This window comes from Paenibacillus glycanilyticus (genome assembly GCF_051200795.1).
Lineage (GTDB): Bacteria > Bacillota > Bacilli > Paenibacillales > Paenibacillaceae > Pristimantibacillus > Pristimantibacillus glycanilyticus.
Genome location: NZ_CP195155.1, coordinates 5,006,454 through 5,024,998 on the forward strand (window position 1 = coordinate 5,006,454; position 18,545 = coordinate 5,024,998).

An 18,545-nucleotide genomic window follows, 5' to 3' on the forward strand; every position below is an offset into this window, starting at 1 on the left:
TTAGTACTCACTAACATTTGTTTTAAGAATAGTCTCTTTGGAAAGAGATGTCAACCTTTGGACCGGCAATCGCTGCAAAAAAAGCCGTTGCTCCTCCCGCCCGGGGCGGCTGGAGCAACGGCTTTTTGCTTTTTGTGCTGTTCTTATTTGCCCTTCGCAGCCAGGAAGGCGTCGAACTGCTTCTGCTTCTCGGCGATGACCTTCTCGACACCGGCGGATTTCAGCGCCGCGACATATTCGGGTAAGACCTTGTCGGTGTCGACCGAGCCGGTCTCCAGCGCCTTCTGGTACTGCTTGATGACGTTCGCGAGCGCGCCGACCTCCGCCTTCACGGAATCGCTGTTGAAGACAAAGCCGAGACCCGGCGATGGCTTGGCTCCCTCGTTGAACGCCTTGAACTGCTCCCATTTGTCTGGCGCCTCGGTGTTCCACACGTGATTGAGGAACTGGTTGCCGAGTTCCCAAGCGACGCCGGGGGCGTATTGGCCGGATTTATCGGTAGGCGTCATGACGTCCCCGCTGAGCGTGTAATGCACGCCTTCGATGCCGAAGTTCAGCAGGTTGACGATATCCTTGTCGGTGTGAAGCAGGTTAATGAACATCATTGCCCGCTCAGGGTTCTTGGACGTCGTCGAGACCGCCAGCATGGCACCTGCCGTCTCGGAAGTAGAGACCGTTTTGCCGGTCAGATAGATTTGGTCCAGCTTCCCTCCGATGCCGGCCGCATTGGCGATTTCCGCTGCCTTGCCGGGCTTGAGCGGCTCGATCGTCGAGAAGACGTTGCCGCCCTTATAGGCGTCGCCGCTCGAGAGCTGCGTAGTCGCGGCGTCCTTATTGATATAGCCTTTCTGGAAGAAATCGCGGGCGAGCTTCAGATAACGCTTGTAAATATCGAAGTCCTCCATCATCTTTACCGTCGTGTCGCTGTCTTCCTTGGAGATGACGCCGGGAATCGTGCCGTCGCCTAAGGAGTCGAATTCGGTCAGCTGCCCGAACGACCCGCCTTGCATATAGAGAGGAGTCATATCCGGTTTCTTTTCCTTCACCACCTTGTAGATGGCGTCCAGATCCTCTGCCGTCTTCACCGTGCTCATGTCAAGGCCCAGCTCATCGGCAATATCCTTGCGGTAGACGACTCCGCCCGCGAACGCGAGCTCCTTGTTCGTCGGTATGCCATAGTTTTTACCGTTGATTTTGGAGCCCTCGAGGAACGATGGATCAAGCGAGCTGACAATCCCTTGGCCGTATTTGCCCAGCAGATCGCCAAGCTCCTTATAGGCACCCTTGGCGACATTCTTCGAATAGCCGTTCCACTGCGCCGTGAATAGAATGTCTACCGGCTCGCGGGAGGCAATCATCAGGTTCACCTTGTCGTCCCATGCCCCCCAATCGATCGGTGCGATGTCGATGGTGGCGTTGATTTTCTCCGTCAAAATTTTGTTCAGAGCATCCTCCACCATCGCCTCGTCCGCCTGCGGCGGCCCTTCGTACACCAGCTTCAGCTTGTAAGGCTTGAGATCGGCTGGCGCGTTCCCGCCGTCATTCGCCGTCGCACTGGCTCCGGCGTTGCCGGCAGACGCTTCATTGCCGCCGGAACCGGATGGCTGGTTTTTGCTGCATGCGGACATGAAGAGGGCGATAACGAGCAGGGGCAGGACAACCAGCGAAATTGTTTTTCTCGTCTGCTTCATAAAGAGATAGACCTCCCAATAGTTGATTTGTATGCTTAACCGGATTACCGGTTACAGCCAAATGCAAGGCAGATCGTTCCGGCGGGATAGCCGGGAAAGGGATTAGCCCTTCACCGCGCCAACCGTCAGGCCGCGGACGAAATATTTCTGGAAGAACGGGTAGGCGAACACGATCGGGCCGATACCAACCACGACGAGGGCCATCCGCACGGTTTCGCTGGGAAAGTTGAACATGCCGCCCGCCCTGGCAATCTCGGCCGCAGCCGTCGGATTGCTGGAGAGATACTGAATATTCGCAAGCATTTTATAGAGCAGGTATTGAACCGAGATGTTGTGATCGTTGGTGATGAAGACGAGGCTTAGAAACCAGTCGTTCCAATACGTCAGCGTCTGGAAGAGCGCCACCGTCGCCAGTACCGGCATGGAGAGCGGAAGAACGATGCGGATGAAAATCCGAAGCTCGCCGGCTCCGTCGATCTTCGCCGACTCTAGTACCGCCGCGGGTATGGTCTCCTTGAAAAAAGTCCTTACGATCAGCACCCAGAAGGAAGACACCAGAAGCGGCATAATGAGCGCCCAGAGCGTATCCTTCAGATTCAGCATCTGCACGTAGACGAGATACCAGGGAACAAGCCCCCCGGAGAAGAGCATCGTAAAGAAGACGAAGAAGGTGAAGAATCGGGCGTGCGGAAATTGGCTGCGCGATATCGGATAGGCGTAAAGCGCGATGATCAGCATGCTGAGCACCGTGCCGACGATCGTAACCGTAATAGAGATTCCGTAGGAATACGCGATCTGTCCGATGTCCTTGTAAAGGAAGGCATAGGCGGCCAGATTGAACTTCTCCGGGATGAATCGGTAGCCGTGCGTCAGGACGGATTTCTCGTCGGAAAACGATACGGAAAGCAGCAGCAGCAGCGGGATGACGCACAGGGCGGAATAGAGGATGAAGAAGATATTGATGCCGCTTGAAGCTGCGGCGGACAACCGGTTTTTCGGATTCGAGCCCGCAGTGTTTTTGTCGGAGATGGCAGCCATCCGGTTCCCTCCTAGAATAAGGCGTTGTCGCTGTTGATACGGCGAACGACCCAGTTGGATAGAAAGACGAGCGTGAAGCCTACAACGGATTGAAAAAGCCCGGCGGCAGACGAGAGGCCGATGTCGCCGACGGTGAGGAACGTACGGTAGACGTAGGTGTCGATGACGTTCGTCACGGGGAACAACGTGCCGGATTCCCGCGGAACCTGGAAGAACAGTCCGAAGTCTGCGTTGAATATCCGGCCGATTTGCAGCAGGGTCATGATGGTGATAACCGGCATAATGAGAGGGATAGTAATACTCGTCATTTGCTGCCATTTGCTGGCTCCGTCGATCGTCGCCGCCTCGTAATATTCGTCATCGATGCCGATAATCGCCGCCATATAAACGACCGTATAGTAGCCCATGCTCTTCCATGTATTGATGAGCGGCAGGACGAACGGCCATACCTCCTTCGTGAAGTACCAGCGGACCGAGTCGAGACCGAGGGCAGGCAGAAGCGTGCCATTCAGATAGCCGTGCTCATCGCTCATGAAGCCGTATACCAGGTAAGCGATGACCGTCATCGAGAGGAAGTACGGCAGGAACATGATCGTCTGATGCAGCTTGGACAGGAAACGGTTCTTCATCTCGTTCAACATAAGGGCGAAAGCCAGCGGGAAAATCAGATTAAGCACGATGAACGCTGAATTGTACAGCAGTGTGTTGCGGATGATGATGTACGAATCGCTGGATTGAAACAGAAATTTGAAGTTGGTAAGGCCCGCCCAGGGACTGTTCAGAATACCGATATCGAACCGGACCGACTTGAATGCGATTACAATACCGAGCATGGGGATGTAATTGTTGAAAATGAGCAGCAGCACCCCGGGAAGCAGCATCAAATAGAACATCCAATAGTTTCGGATCAGGTAGGTGAGCGTCCTTTTCCGCGTCCCTTTCCGCGTCTTGGCTCCCGTCGCTTGCAGCGGAGCCGCTTCCGCATTGGCCATGTTAGGTCCTCCTTGTCTATCGACTATGGCTATAATCGTACACAAAAAAAGACACCGCACTCTAGCGGCGTCGTTACCACCTTATTGCTCCGGTGACATTTTTACCGAACATTCTGGTATTTCTTGCGGTAATCTTGCGGCGTCATTCCCGTCGAACGCTTGAACTGCTTGGAGAAGTGGGAGAAGCTCGCATATCCAACGGATATCGCGATATCGCTGATTTTATGGTTCGTCAGCTTGAGCTCGGATATGGATCTTAGCATGCGCCGATCAACCATGTAGTCGGTAAGCGACTTTCCCGTCTCTTTGCGGAACAGCCGCGACAGATAGGCGGGGTTCAAATAGACATGCCTCGCGATCTCCTCCCGGTTCAGGTCATGCTGCAGGTTCTCCTCGATGTATGTCTGTACCTTGGCGATCGTATTGGACACGTCCTTTCCCTGTTTAATCAGGCAGTCCGATGCTTTGGCGGCAAACTGGATCGTCCATGCCTTCATCGCGCCGAGCGACTTCATCGCGTTCTCGCCGCTGTGCCACTCCTCTTCCGCATACACCGTTTCCGCGGGTACGGAGCGCCGCTGCAGCACCTGAAAGACCGTGTGGACAAGCCCGAAATAGTAGCTGACCATATAGGCATGGTCGACCTGGCCATACTTGAGGTGGTCGAACAAATCCTCGATGTGGCGCTTCAGCTCGCATGTCTTGCCCTGCTCGATGAGCGCCGACCATTCCTGAAAATTCGGCTGGGCGGTAATGGACTTCTTCTCCCGCTTATAGTCGGATAGACGGAATACCCGGCCGGTCTGGCAGACATTGGAGCGCTCCAGCTCGCCGAGACTCTGAGCCCCGAACCGCAGCGAGGCGACGGGAGCTGCCTCGCCAATGTAACAGGAGACGACGGCGTACAGGTATTCCGAGCATTTGCGGATATATTCCGCGCACCGCTCCTCAAGGGTACTCTCGTCTTCCCCCGACGGCTCGTAGAGGAGGGCGAAGAGTATGCCGCCTGCGTCTTGAATAACATGGCCGGAGCGGTCTTTCAGTATAATGTCCGCCGCGGCGTTCTTCAGCGCGTAGGTCATAATTTCTTCGTCGCGCGCGTTCCAATCCTGCGTCCACTGCTCCACGCTGATCAAGAGCGGCTGTACGCGCTTGCCGATATCAAGCGGAATGCCGTACAGCTCGAACAGCGGCTCTAGCTTGTCCGCCGAGGCTGGGATGCGCAGTCCCAGAACGTCCTGCCACAGGCGCTCGACGAGCAGCGGAAGCTGGCGGTTCCACTGGTCGAAATAGTAGGCATACGTCTTGAGATACGCCTCCTCCTGCTCGCGCCTGCGAACTGCTTCGACGGCTTTCTCCACGCAGCTCTTCAGCACGTCATGATCGACCGGCTTGAGCAGATAGTCGAAGCTGCCGAGCTGGACGGCCTGCTGAGCGAAATTGAAATTGGCGTGGCCGGTCAGGAAAATGGTCTCCGTTTGAGGCGAAGTCTCGTTGACCCAGGCGAGCAGAGTGATGCCGTTCTCCTGCGGGATGTCGATGTCGGAGATCAGGACGTGAATGGGGTGCCCCTTGAACACCTGCCGCGCCTCCTCGGCATCGTATGCGGTAAAAATATTCGCCAAGGGGAGGGATGACCAATCGATCCCCTCGACAATACCGCGGATGGCTATATCCTCGTCGTCCACTACAAGCAGGTTGTACATCGTCATTCTCCTTTCGGTTCCGGAAGCTCGGGCTCTGTCGATACCGGCAGTCTGATCGTGACGGCCGCCCCGCCTTCGTCTGTATTTCGGAAATCGACACGCGCGGCACCGTCGTACCGCAGCTTGAGCCGCTGGATGACGTTGGCAATGCCGAGCCGGCTCGAATCCGCGGAAGGGAGACCCTGTCCCTCGTTCAGCCGCCGCAGCACCTCCTCGGGAAAGCCGCCGCCGTTATCCTCCACGGTAATTTGCATAAACGCCCCCTCCTCCTCGAGCAGCTCGCCGCGGATCCTGATCTCAAAAGGCTTGCGATGATTGACGAAGCCGTGGATGATTGCATTTTCCACGAACGGCTGGATCGACAGGGCAGGCATCAGACTGCCCTTCATGCAGCCCGGAATGTCGTATACGCTGCCAAGCTTGTGCGGGAAACGGAACTTCTGGATCTCGAGATAGTTCGCGATATGCTTCAGCTCCTCCTCAAGAGTGATCAGCTCCCGGTTGGCCCGCATGATGAAGCGGAAATAATCGCCCAGATGGAGCGCCATCTTTTTCACCGAATCGGTATCCTTCAATGCCGCGAAATTATAGATGATGTTCAGGCTGTTCATATAGAAATGAGGGTTGATCTGCGCCTGCAGCTGCTTCAGCTCGATCTTCTGAGCCTTTAGCTGCTCCTCGTACATCCCGATTCGAAGGCTCTTGATCTGCTCCGCCATATTGTTGAAGGTGTTCGCGAGGAAGACGAACTCCAGCGTGTTGTTCGTCTGCAGCCGAACGTTGAGCATACCGAGCGAAATTTTCTTCATGCCGCTGATCAGCTGCTGCAGCGGCTTGAACAGCGTGCGCCTTATGAAGAAGAGGTATAGGGAGAAGATGAAGATGACGCCAACCGCCATCGCATACGTCAGCAATTGGAAATAGGGAAGGCCTTGCAAAATATAACTCTCGGGAATTAGAATGCTGGTTGTCATATCGGCCACCTCGCTGGGCCGGTTCATCATGAGATACCGTTTGCCGGTCTCCCCGTCTTTCACGAACCGGTACGGCGCGTTCTCGCGAATCAGGTCTGTCCGATTCAATTGCACATGGCTGTCCGTTCCCTGCCCGCCTAGACGGGTGCCGTCCGAGCGGTAGATGGCGGCTTCTCCGATATCGCCGTGCGACCATTGGATCGACAGCTGATTGGCAATCTCCGACATGCGGATAATCGCGCCGACGTACAGTCCGGTATCAGGGACCTCGCTTACCTGCACGAGAAAATTGCCGCCCTCGATTCTCCGGTCGTACCACAGCAGCCAGCGGCCCGGCGTGCTCTCGTCCACGATGCGCCGGACGTTATCATTTAAGACGTTCTTGAGGATGCCGTACTGATTCTGGGAGCTGGTGCTCAGGATGAGTTCGTTGGAGTTAAAGAGAAAAATGGTGTCGATCATATTGTATAAGCCAATGTCGCGGTTGATTTTAAGCTGGATGCGAATCTTGGTCAGGACGTAGTTGTCGCTGCCCGGAGGGAAGGAATTGAGCACTCCGACGTCGGTATCGTAGACGCCAAGCTTGTTTAAATAGTTCGTAATGTCGTTCAGCGTCCGGTCCGTATGGTCGGCGAAGATATCCAGCGTATTCCGGTAGGTCTCGGTTACCTTGTCGCGGACGACGTTTTTGGCGTATAGGTTATTGCCGATGAAGAACAGCACGCCGGGGATCATAACGACGAAAAAGCTGATGATCAGCTGGGTCTTAATCGATAGCTTCAGTAAGCCTCTCCTCCTGCCCGGAAAGATATGTTCAGTCTATCAAGCGAAAGCGTTTTCAGCAAGGGTAGCATTAGACCTATTCCCCCTCACCATCAATCCTCCTTAACATCCGTATAAAAAAACAGCCAAGCATCTCGTCTAACAGATGCTTGACTGTCTCTATCGATATTTTTAAGGCGTCACCGGAAGGCCCTTGCTCTCCCTCATCAGCTGGAAGTAGACATCCGGACGGACAAATACAACGTCAGCGTTATCTTTGTATAGATTCATAGCGTTGATAAAGTTCTGATAGCTGACCTGCCAAGGGTTGGCCTGTATGGAGACGAAGGATGGCGACTTGCCGTCCCATTTCTCGACACCGTCGGCAATGCCGCTTGTCAGGTCGCTCTCCGCGCTGCCGTAGGCCACGTTTAACTCCTGGCCCGGCATCGAGTTGCCGTAAACCCCGATCGTGCCGGTACCGAACTGCGAAGTAAATCCGAGCAGCGACGGAGCATGCTTGGCGAGCTTTTCGGCTACCTCCGGCTTAATCTCGCCCTTCACGTAATTCCACACCGTCAGAACGTTTAGACCCGCTTGCTGCATGTAATCGTTCGTACGCTCGATAAAGCGGTCGAGTCCGTCTTCCTTCTCCCAGAAGTTCGGGTACGTGTAACCCACGCCGGACGGACCGGAAACAAAAGCATCGTTAGGCGTAGCGTTTTTGTACAAATAATCGAGCAGGCCCGGCATCGTATCGACCATCAGCGGCGAGATCGTCCAGCCAAGCGGCACCTCTCCGCGGTTCGGCGTATTCCACACGTTCCAGAAGGCATGCTCCATGTACTGCAGGTTGTCGCCGTCACTCAATATAAACGAGACATACACTTTATTCTCGATCTTCGGCTTCACCGGCGCCTTCGGCATCGTTATCGACCGCGAAGTACCGCTGAGCACGCTAAGGTTCGAGGAGAAATCGCTGGCAACCGTCGCCAGTCCGTAATCCGACGTCTTCTTGACGCCCATCCCTTCATCCGGCCACCAGCCGAGATAGAGTCCCGTCCCGTAAGGCATATCCTGCAGGAACTTATCCAACAGCGCCGACTCGCCCTCATCCGCCGGATTCAGCCAGACCACCGCGGCGTCCATTCCCATTGCATAGTCGCGAAGATAGGATTGGATGCCCGGGTCCAGGCCAACAATCGCTTTATGCGTCGTCTGCTTCCAATAGTGGTCATACAAATAACCGTAGACCTCCAGCTTGGAGCTGAATTTACCGCGCAGGTCCTCCAGGATTGGCAGATTATACGGCGCGCCTGTCAGCTTATCCACGAGGGATGGCGAAGCGACAATGGCGTTTTTTAATCCCGCAATCGTAGTTGCCAGATTAATCGTATCCGGCTGCTGATCATCGTAGACGATGAGCCCCTTCAGCTCGGACCGGTATTTGTTCAGCAGCTCCCAGTTATCCTTCACCTCGGCATATTTCAGCCCCAAGTCATCCAGCAGGGCGGTACCGGTAGAGCCCCGGACATTGTCCGTATACGAATAAATGCGAGGCTTCGTCTGATTCACGACACCCTTCAAAGAGGTGAACAATAAGTTCTCGTCTTTGCGGAGCGGCCAGAACACGCCAACATCAAACAGCTTCAGCGTGGATTTGCCGGTCCATAACACCTTGAACTCCAGCTCATGCCCTTCTCCCGGCGCGTTATAAGAAAGCTCAAAGCTTTGCGACGCATTCGGCAGCCGGAAATCCCAGTTGCGGACTTCCATCGAGGCAAGAACGGCATCCGCCGTCTGGTCCCGAACCTCAAGCGTGGCGACAACGCCATCCTCATCGGCAAAATTGTCGACCTGCATATTAAACGCGGCCTTTATTTCTCCCGCCGGTATTTCCTTGCGTCCCGTTACGTCCAACATCGCCTTGCCGGCAGCGTCGCTTCCCGCTTCCGCCAACCAGCCGTCTCCGTCCGCTTTGCCCGTGTCATGCCCAAACGCTTCGTTCTCGGCCTGATAGTAATAGCTGTCTGTCGTATAGATGAGATCAAGTGTTTCGGCCGGGGCCTGAAAAGTCGGCAAAGCCTGCTTGCTTGGCCAGCTGACCCCTTCCTTCTTCTCCGGCCATGCCAGATACGAGGATACGGCAGCGACGAGGATAACCGCCAGGGAAATGCTAATGATTTTACCTTTGCCCTTCACTCGATTTTCCTCCCCCTTGAAAATAGCCCGTTACCAAATCACCTTTACCGACACGCCGGCCGGGTCATTCTCGTAACGGAAAAGCACCGTCGAGCTGCCTTCGTCCCACTTGAACGCCAGCGGCATCCGAATGGAGGTCCCTGTCGCGCTAAAAGCTACGGTTTTAGGCTTGCGCGGGCATTGGAATCTGGCGGCAGCCTGAATGCCTTCAGGTCCGTAAGCCTTAAAGCTAAAACCGTCATCACTCTCTTCTATACGGTCGATACGGGAAGCTGCCGCGATCAGCTGTACGCCGCCTCCCGCTTTGCTCAGGTCATAGAGCAGCGCTTGCTCGCCTTCGTTAACCGTAACCTCATCCACAACGGGAAGGTTCGCGTCCAGCAGATCGACCAGCTTGCCGTAGATTTTATAAGGCTCTTCGCTCACGGACTCATCCAGCACGGCTGCAATAATGTAAGGGCCTCTGCACAGCGCCATGCCGTTCTTTTTCTCCCAGCGAAGAGAGCTCTCTGCTGTTGCAATAGCAGAGGCTACCGTCTGTCTCAGCTGCTCGCCCGCTTCAGGCAGGATCGCGCATTGCGACGGATGCAGAGGCAGGTAGGCCAGGCAGCCTTTGCCCACGGCATATTCTCCCGGAGCCAGCGACGTTTCCAAGCCCAGACTGGCGAATAGATGCTCCATTGGCGAAGCGAACCTCTTGCTGCCCTGATTCCACCATTCGCGGACGGTATGGAAGTCGTCGCTGCCGTCTCCGACGTAGACCAACGTGCCGCCTTCCTTCACCCATTCCGCCAGCGCATTGTGCAGTCCGGACGATTCCGGCTTCATATATTCATAGCTGAGCACCAGGACGCGGTAATCGTCCAGATACCCCGGGAATCTTCCCGCATTGTCGAGCTGAACCGGACGGACGGCTGCGCCATGCTTGAGGAGCGGCAGCGCAAGGCCATAAAACGGTGACCAGTCCAGCAGCTCCATAAACTCGCTGCCAAGCGCCGAAGCAACCTCCGTGCCATCGTATTTGAAGGAAGTAGCTTCTTCGCTCCAATCCGGGTGATTACGCTGATACATCGCCGAATCGGCGAGCAGCAGACCTACCTGCAGGCTGTCCGTCAGCCATTCCGCATCGAGCCCATCCATGGTGCCGAGCACGTTTAACACCGTTTGCAGCTCCGTTGCGTAAGCGGCCGGAATTCTTTCCTTGCCGTTCCCGCCTTCTCTTGGGTATTGCCCTTGATAAATTCTTCTCGGCCAAGGGCATACCTCGTAACGGCTTACATGCGGATGCAGCAGGGACGCGACCAGCGTGCGGATATAATTGCTGCGGTAGTCCTTCCACGTATGCTTCGGGTCGTCGGCAATCGGGTCATGCAGGAACCACATTCTGCGGTCGGTGCCTCTGACAAGCTCCTGCATAATGCCGTATTCCAGATAGGCCGTCTCAAACGTGCGCTCCTTGCGGACGCCGTTGTACACATTTGGCGTTTGCGCCGTACCCGTCCATACCTGCGCGATATAGCCGTCCACACCCGGCAGCTCAAGCAGCTTGGATTCCGGGCTGACGATCCGCCATTGCGTATAGTTGATCAGGCTATGCGTCGGCACGTAAAAGCGAATCCGGCGGCCGTACTTCTGCATCGCATATTCCTTGAGGGTACTGCAAATCCGGTCAAGCGTGCGGGTATATAGGTAAGCCTTCAGCTTCGAAGCGCGGTACTGCGCATCTACAGAAGCATGCGGAGCCTGCCAAGGCTCGCGGTAATAGATCTCCCATTCGCGCTTGAACGCATCCGAATAACCGCCCTCCACCCAGAATTCCGGCTCCTCCAAATGAATCGCCTCTACGCCGGCGTCTACGGCGATTCGGATCCGTTCGGTCAGAAAATCGGCGTAAGCAATTGTAGGTACCATATAAGGAATATCCTCGGAGGTGCCGTGAATGATATTTTCGTATTTTCGGTTTTTCTGCGCTTCGTCCCAATGCGTCCGGCCGTCGACTTTACCGTTCAGATAGTCCTGATAACCGCCCCAGGATACGCCCGTCATGAGATGAACCACATAGCCTTTTTCCTTCCATGTCCGGATCCGTTCCTGAAAATCCCCTTGGATGCCATAGACCATAACGAAGTCTGTCTGCAAATCATAGGACGGATGATAGGGTCCACCCTCCTGAAAGCCCGTTAACTCTTCCTGCCTATTCTTTCTGATCATGACTGCAACATCCTCCTCTATCCATTCGCCTATTAGCCGAAAATAAAACAGGAGGGAGCCGTTACGCCTTCCCTCCTGATTGACCTAACCATGACTAGAGCTTCACGCGAAGCGACTTGATCTCGAATGGTTGGAACGACAGCTTCGCCCCACCCTCTCCGATCGTATTTTCCATCAGATCCACTTCCTCGACGAGCGAGACCGGAATACCGAAACCAACCGATGTTTCGGCAAACGTTCCGGACACCTCGTACAGACGGATAATGAGATCATCCGAATCCTCGGCTTTTTTCACCGCTTCAATCATGACATGCGGATGATTCACTTGAACAAGAGAGGCAAAGGAAGCCGTGCGTCCTGCTGCCGAAGAAGCTTGAGAAGGCTCGGCAACCGTCAGCGGCGTATTCAGCTCATACCCTTTGCGGTACACCTCTGCCTGGATAAAATCTCCGCGGTGCGGATAAACCGCATAGACGAATTGATGTTCCGCGCGGTCTGCCACCGGATCCGGATAGCTTGGACTGCGGAGCAAATTAATGTCCAGCACGTTCCGTTCCGCGCTGTAGCCGTATTTGCTGTCGCTGAGCAGAGCTACGCCGTAGTCCGGCTGCGACAGGTCGATATATTGATGCGCGCATATTTCATCGCGGACAAATTCGATCATCGTGTTCCTTGTTGTCGGACGCTTCAAATAACCAAATTGAATCTCGCAGTTCACATGGTCGGACATGACCTGAACCGGGAAGGAGACGCGAAGCATCTTCTCCGATTCCTTCCAATCCGCCTTGGATTCAAATCTTACGGTGGTTGCTTCTTCATCCAGCACAATCCGCTGTACCAGCGTGGATTCGCCGAACCGATAATGCTGCTCCAGCACCGCTTGGCCTTGCTCAACCGAGAAGGAGCTTTCTTCCAGCTTCATGAGGCCAGCCACCGTCTCCCGGTAATCCCGAGGGAAATCCCAGGCATCGCCTCTGTCGTGATACACGGTCAGCACGTTGGCCTTCTGGCCCGGCATAATCGCTTCCCGGCCTGCTGCTTTGTCGTACAACGACTCGATGCTTCCGTCCTGTCCAAAGCGAATGCGCAGATTCTTGTTCTCAAGAAGCTGCTCGCCTGCGCGAAGCCCGGATTGCTCCGTCTGCTCTTGGCGAAGCTCCGCCTCCGCAAGAGACGCAAAGCCCATTGCCGGCACTTTCACGGCGTAACGGCTGCCCTTATGCTCTACAACCTCTTCGCGTTCCCACGGCAAAGAGTTAAAGACAACCGCCTGACCTTCACGGGCTCCCGCGAGCTCCGCCACTCTGGCATAGGTTTGCGCAATTAGCTCCTGCGTGCGGCCATGCATCGCGGCATAACGCTCCAGCGATTCTTCAAAGACGCGAGTAATCGAAGAGCCCGGCAAAATATCATGGAACTGATAGAGCAGCGTTTCCTTCCAGATCCCTTCAAGCTCCTCGGACGGGTACGCATTCTCACCCATTGCGAGCAATAGGGAGGCCGCAAATTCAAGCTCGCGGAGCGATTTCTCCATCTTGCGGTTATACCATTTGTTCCGGGCCTGCGAGGTCAGCGTACCTTGATGCTTCTCCAGGTACAGCTCTCCGCGGTACGTCTGGAAGCGCGCTCTCTCCTCCTCAAGCTTATGGAAGAAAGACAAGGAAGACTCTTGAACAACCGGCGGCAGTCCAAGAAGATTATGTTCGCGCGACAGCCGTTCCAGATGCTCCTCGCCCGGTCCCCCGCCGCCGTCGCCGATCCCGAACAGCATCAAGGCATGCTCGGATACGTTGCGGTCGAGATAGCTGTTCTCAATCTTGGCGAGCGATCTTGGCGCGCCCGGGCTGTTGTACGTATCCTCCGGCGGAAGATGCGCCAGCACCTTGCTTCCGTCAATACCCTCCCATTCAAAGCTGTGATGCGGATGCGTGTTGTACACGTTCCACGACAGTTTCTGGGTCATCATATAATCGACGCCCGACTTTCTGAGCAGCTGAGGCAAGCTAGCCGCATAGCCAAATACGTCCGGCAGCCACAGCACCTTCATCTCCTGGCCGAATTCCTGCTGGAAGAACCGTTTGCCGTACAGGATCTGGCGAACCAATGCTTCGCCGCCGGAAATATTCGTATCCGGCTCAACCCACATCGCGCCTTGTACTTCCCAGCGCCCTTCCTGAATACGCTCCTTAATCCGGTCGTACAGCTTCGGATAATACTCCTTCATCCATTGATAGAGCTGCGGCTGGCTTGCGCCAAATACGTAATCCGGATATTTCTCCATGTTCGTAAGCACGGTAGAGAAGGTGCGTGCGCCTTTCCGGATCGTCTCGCGGATTGGCCACAGCCACGCAAGGTCGATATGCGCATGGCCGATTGCGCTGACCGTCACAACGGGATCCCCGCCTTTTTTGGCAAGCTCCTTGGCCAGAATTTCTCTCGCCTGCCGAGCAGTCTCTTCATCAATCACTTGCAGCTTATGAGCCGCGTCATAGAGACTTTGAATCAAGCGTTCTCTTCTCGCACCGTTCTCCGGCGTATGCTCGGCAAGCTCGATAAGCACCTCGTAATCGTAATACAACTGCCGGATTTCCTCGTAACAGATCGCGATATCGGCTTCCTTCAACGTGCCGCTGCGGTATCTGCCGAATAGGTCGTTACAGCCGGCATCCGCCCACAGATCAATCTGCTGGCCAGCGGCTTCATAACCAAGATCAACGACGCGTTTGCCCGGCAGGCCAAGGCTGAAATCAAATTCGGAGTTGATATTGGTCAGCCCCTGCATTGGCGAGCCTTCTTTATCAACGAGGCATAACTCACCGTTGACGTCAATCAGCATGACGGCTTTTTTCCCGCTAACGGCTTCAGGTACAATCCCTTCAAACCGGAACCAGGCGCAATCCCACAGGTTGCCCCATTTCGCGCCGGGCGTAAGCTCGACAAGCTCTCCGGAGGTCCGCTCCTCGTAAGGCACCGGCTCCTTCGTTACCCAGGCGGTTACTTTCAGCGCGGAGACGGGTTGGTAGATCGCTTCGCGTATGCGCGGAAGGAGATCCTTCGCTTTCTGCAGCTTGATTCGTTTCGTTTCGTATGGCATAAAGTCACTCCTGTGAAAAAAAGAGGACTGATTAACAGTCCTGTGGCCGGAAGGATTGGATTAACTGGCTATTAGCACTAGGGGAAAAGGGTATCCTCTTCCGGCCGCTGTTGCCTGAGGGAAAAATCGAATTAGATTTGTTATATGAAATTTCCCTCAGGCAAAGGCGAACGCTTACGCTCCTCCAGAGCATACACCTTCTCCTCCTAGAGCTCAGCCACGTTATCAACACTTCGGGCCGTACAGGACGTGTTAAGAAAGTCCTCTTTTTAGATTTTTATTTGGTGATTTGTTCGGCTTTCTTTTGGGCGTCGTCCAGAATGGCTTTTACGTCGCCTTTGGTCATCAGCGATTTCACCACTGCGTCGCCCCATACTTGCCATACCTTGGAGTTGTCTTTCGCAAAGGTAGGAAGACCTTGGACATTGCCGTTCATCGCTTGGTAATGCAGGTACATCTCCGGATGCTTTTGCTGGTAATCAGGTGCCTCAGCGATTTCCTTCAGAATCGGGGAACGAACGTTGGAGTCCGCAATCAGCTGCTGAATTTCCTTGCTGTACATCGCTTTGATATACTCGAATGCCGCGTCTTTGTTCTTCGCGTCCTTCGGTACCGAGTGGAAAGCCGCGCCAATCGTTACGTTAGCAGCCGCTCCGTTAGGCGACAGAGGAATTGGCGACATGCCGCATTCCAGCTTATTGTCTTTACACTGCTGTACTTGCCAAGGACCGTCGATCAGATAAGCAATCTGGCCTTTGTTCCATGCATCGAAATACGTGCCTTCCGTATTGTTGACCATCAGTCCAGCCGGATGATCCGCATTCAGCTCGCGGAGCAAATTAACCGTCTCTACGTTTGCATCGGAGTTGAAGGTCGGCTGGCCGTTCGCATCGGCATAAGAACCGCCGTTAATTCCGATCAGCGCGCCGTAGCGCAGGTATCCGCCGAAGTTAGGACCCGCGTAAACGCCGCCGCCATAGAACTTGCCTTTGCCCGCTTCCGTTACTTTCTTCGCATTGTCAGCCAGCTCTTGCCAGGAAGTAATCGGCTTCTCCGGGTCGATGCCGGCTTCTTTCACCAGCTTCTTATTCCAATACAGGCTGCTTACGCCAGGCTGCGAAGCAAGACCGTAAATTTTGCCGTCGTACTCCATTGGCTTCCATGCCGCAGGCGATACATTTGCGCGGATATCCGCAGCCATATCGTCCGGGAACGGCTCGAGCAGCCCTTGCTGCGCGAAGCCAGGCATTTGCGTTTCGCCTACGATAATATCCGGAACGTTTTTAGCGAGGAAGCCTGCTGTCTCTTTCTGGATCAGCGGCTCGCCCCAGCCCCAGTCTTCGGTTTTCACGCTAATATTTTTCTCATGCAGTTTGCCTGCGATAATTTTCTGGTAATGAAGCGGGAATGCCGCTACCGGGTTGCCCGGCGTATAAGTAACGTCAATGCCTTTCCCTTTCAATTCCTTCTCTTTCGGCGCGAACAGATCGTCCAGCTTGCCAACCCCGATCCCCACGGCTCCTTCGTTCAGAACCGTAATCGTTACCGGATTGCCCGTTCCCGTGTCTGTGCTTTCCGACGGAGACGGTGAAGCAGAGGCGGATTCAGCCGGTGTAGCCGAATTTTGCGGCGAGTTGGTAGCTGCCGAATTATTGCCGTTATTGTTACCGCCGCAAGCTGATAATGAAACCGTTAATAGTGCAGTTACAAGCAAGGATGTGATCTTTGTACTTTTCACATGGAACCCCTCCAGATTAGGATAACTGACTTCTTGGCATTAATATATCATGACTATTTGTTATATTCAATATGTTATAACAAATATTTTCCCTTAACCTTTTATGCCTGTATTGGCGAGACCCTGCACGATGTACTTCTGAAAGAAGAAGAAAATAAGCAGCGCGGGAATCGTCATGCCTAGACCAAGCGTAATAATAAGCGGCCAGTTCGGAATAGCTCCCGGGCTCGCGGCAGCCGAGGACAGTCTTGTTATCGCGGCAGGCAGCGTCTGCAGCTTATCCGAAGAGGTATAGAAGAACGGCGTGGCAAAGTCATTCCAGGTAGCCAGCGCAGTCGTAATCGCGATAAACGCCATAATCGGCAGCTGCAGCGGCAGCATGATTTGGAAGATAATGCGCATGGTGCCCGCACCGTCCACTTTTGCCGCTTCATCGAGCTCAAACGGTATTTTCTCAATGGACTGCTTAACGAGGAATGCCCCCATAATATTCAAGCTTGGTCCGCCGATGAAGTACACCCACCACGTGTCGAGAATCCCGGAGCCCCCGGTGAAAATATGGTTGCCCCCGGCAAATGGAAAGCGCGCAAATTCCAGATAAGTCGGAATGAGGGCAATCGTTCCCGGAATCATTTGCGTCCCCAGCAGGACAAGGAACAGCTGATCCTTCCCTTTGAAACGCAGCCTTGCGAACACGTACCCGGCCAGCAAAGAAGTCAGAAGAGCCCAGAAGGTGTTGTAAATCGTGCGGTAGCCGGAATTAATGAAATATTTCTGTATGCCTGCATCGGCAGAGCCGTAGAACAGAACTAAAAAGTTCTGAAGGGTTGGCGCTTTGGCAATCGGTAACAACCCGATAATGGAGCTTGTAAACTCGTCTTTCGTGAAGAAGCCGGCCAGGATCATAAAGACCAAAGGGTATAACAGGACAAGTCCGATACCCAGCAAAACCAGATGGGCAAACAGATTGCCAGGCTTCAGTTGAAACGCCAGCTTTTTGGATAAGGAATCTTTCATGCTTTCGGACCTCCTTTAACCCCTTTGATCTTAATCGTTGTGCTTCTGTCCGAATTCGTCGACCAGCGGTAATAAGCGATGGTAACCAAAAAGACGATAACCGCCATAATAAGCGAGGATGCTCCCGCCATGCCGAGGTTGAAATCCCAGAACGCGTCGCGGTAGATGCGGAATACAAGCACTTCCGTTTTCCCGTAAGGACCGCCGCCCGTCATGAACAGCACCTGCTCGTAAATCTGAATCGCGCCAATCAAGCTTGTAATGACAATGTAGGTTGCAATCGGCTTCAAGCCTGGCAGTGTCACGTTCCAAAGCTTGCCCCAGCGTCCCGCTCCGTCGATTTCCGCCGCTTCGTACAAGGAGACGTCAACGGACTGCAAGCCCGCCAGCCAGATCAGCGCCGCGCCCCCTACGCCCTTCCATACGGAGTAGACAACGATCCAGAACACGCCCCAGAAAACGGAATATTGCCATACGATGGGTTCCTTGCCGATTGATTTCAGAAAGTTATTAATAACGCCATTGTTGGTATCGAGAAGGAGATTAAAAATCTGCGTAGTCGCAACCGTTGACGTAACCGCCGGAATGTACCAGATGGACCGGTAGATTCCTTTACCGAACAGCGGCATATTCATTAGCAGAGCTGCTCCAAAGCCGGCAATCAGGGTAATCGCGGTAACAAGTCCCCCAAGCCAGATCGATCTCCATAAGGCTTCGTAGTAAAGCGGATCGTGGAAAAATCGAACATAGTTGTCAAACCAGACAAACTTCGGATTAGCCGCAATGCCGATCCAGTCAAAAAATCCAAGGAAAAAGCCAAATAGCGTCGGGAACCCCGACAAGACAAGCCACCACAGTATCATTGGACTCAAGATGGCCGTCGCGATTAATGCATCTTTGTGTCTGACCGCAAACTTTTTGAGAGAGGACTTTGTTGATGCGTTTTGGACTGGCAGATGCAAAGATGCGGTTTTTACAACTTTCCTGTCGTTCATAATCATCTTCCTCCTTGCTTGTTTTAGACTTTCTCAAATGCTATAAAACCCTTATGCAATTAATTATATTTGTTATATCAAATTAGTCAAATAAAAAAAAAGAAAACCCAACCCCTTATGATGCA

At 54.1% G+C, this 18,545-nt stretch carries 11 protein-coding genes; all 11 read right to left on the reverse strand.

All coding sequences use genetic code 11. The features are described 5' to 3' along the window. Window positions 1–143: 143 nt before the first annotated feature. The gene (locus ACR9FF_RS22705; protein ID WP_435165058.1) at window positions 144–1,691 is read right to left on the reverse strand and encodes an ABC transporter substrate-binding protein; all 1,548 of its coding nucleotides are present in this window, start codon (window positions 1,689–1,691) and stop codon (window positions 144–146) included. A gap of 102 nt (window positions 1,692–1,793) precedes the next feature. Next, a complete protein-coding gene (locus tag ACR9FF_RS22710) occupies window positions 1,794–2,729 on the reverse strand; it encodes a carbohydrate ABC transporter permease (RefSeq protein ID WP_201008746.1) in 936 nt (311 codons plus the stop codon). An 11-nt stretch (window positions 2,730–2,740) separates the two neighbouring features. Then, entirely contained in the window at window positions 2,741–3,721 is a 981-nt protein-coding gene (locus tag ACR9FF_RS22715) for an ABC transporter permease (protein ID WP_116394297.1), read from the reverse strand. A 101-nt stretch (window positions 3,722–3,822) separates the two neighbouring features. Further along, window positions 3,823–5,427 (reverse strand): response regulator transcription factor, encoded by a 1,605-nt coding sequence (locus ACR9FF_RS22720; protein ID WP_435165063.1) that lies wholly within the window; start codon window positions 5,425–5,427, stop codon window positions 3,823–3,825. 2 nt (window positions 5,428–5,429) lie between these two features. Next, complete coding sequence (locus ACR9FF_RS22725; RefSeq protein ID WP_435165066.1) at window positions 5,430–7,136, reverse strand: sensor histidine kinase; 1,707 nt, start codon at window positions 7,134–7,136, stop codon at window positions 5,430–5,432. A 219-nt stretch (window positions 7,137–7,355) separates the two neighbouring features. Then, on the reverse strand, window positions 7,356–9,365 hold the full coding sequence (locus ACR9FF_RS22730; RefSeq protein ID WP_435165069.1) for a GxGYxYP domain-containing protein: 2,010 nt from the start codon (window positions 9,363–9,365) through the stop codon (window positions 7,356–7,358). 30 nt (window positions 9,366–9,395) lie between these two features. Next, a complete protein-coding gene (locus tag ACR9FF_RS22735; protein WP_435165072.1) occupies window positions 9,396–11,576 on the reverse strand; it encodes a hypothetical protein in 2,181 nt (726 codons plus the stop codon). 94 nt (window positions 11,577–11,670) lie between these two features. Next, window positions 11,671–14,670, reverse strand: a complete 3,000-nt coding sequence (locus ACR9FF_RS22740; RefSeq protein ID WP_435165075.1) for an alpha-mannosidase — start codon at window positions 14,668–14,670, stop codon at window positions 11,671–11,673. A 277-nt stretch (window positions 14,671–14,947) separates the two neighbouring features. Beyond that, window positions 14,948–16,408 (reverse strand): extracellular solute-binding protein, encoded by a 1,461-nt coding sequence (locus tag ACR9FF_RS22745; RefSeq protein ID WP_435165078.1) that lies wholly within the window; start codon window positions 16,406–16,408, stop codon window positions 14,948–14,950. A gap of 93 nt (window positions 16,409–16,501) precedes the next feature. After that, window positions 16,502–17,425 carry a carbohydrate ABC transporter permease gene (locus ACR9FF_RS22750; RefSeq protein WP_127492896.1) on the reverse strand — a complete coding sequence of 308 codons (924 nt, stop codon included), beginning with the start codon at window positions 17,423–17,425 and terminating at the stop codon, window positions 16,502–16,504. After that, window positions 17,422–18,420, reverse strand: a complete 999-nt coding sequence (locus ACR9FF_RS22755; protein ID WP_435165081.1) for a carbohydrate ABC transporter permease — start codon at window positions 18,418–18,420, stop codon at window positions 17,422–17,424. Before ACR9FF_RS22755 ends, ACR9FF_RS22750 begins: the two co-directional genes overlap by 4 nt. Window positions 18,421–18,545: the final 125 nt, after the last annotated feature.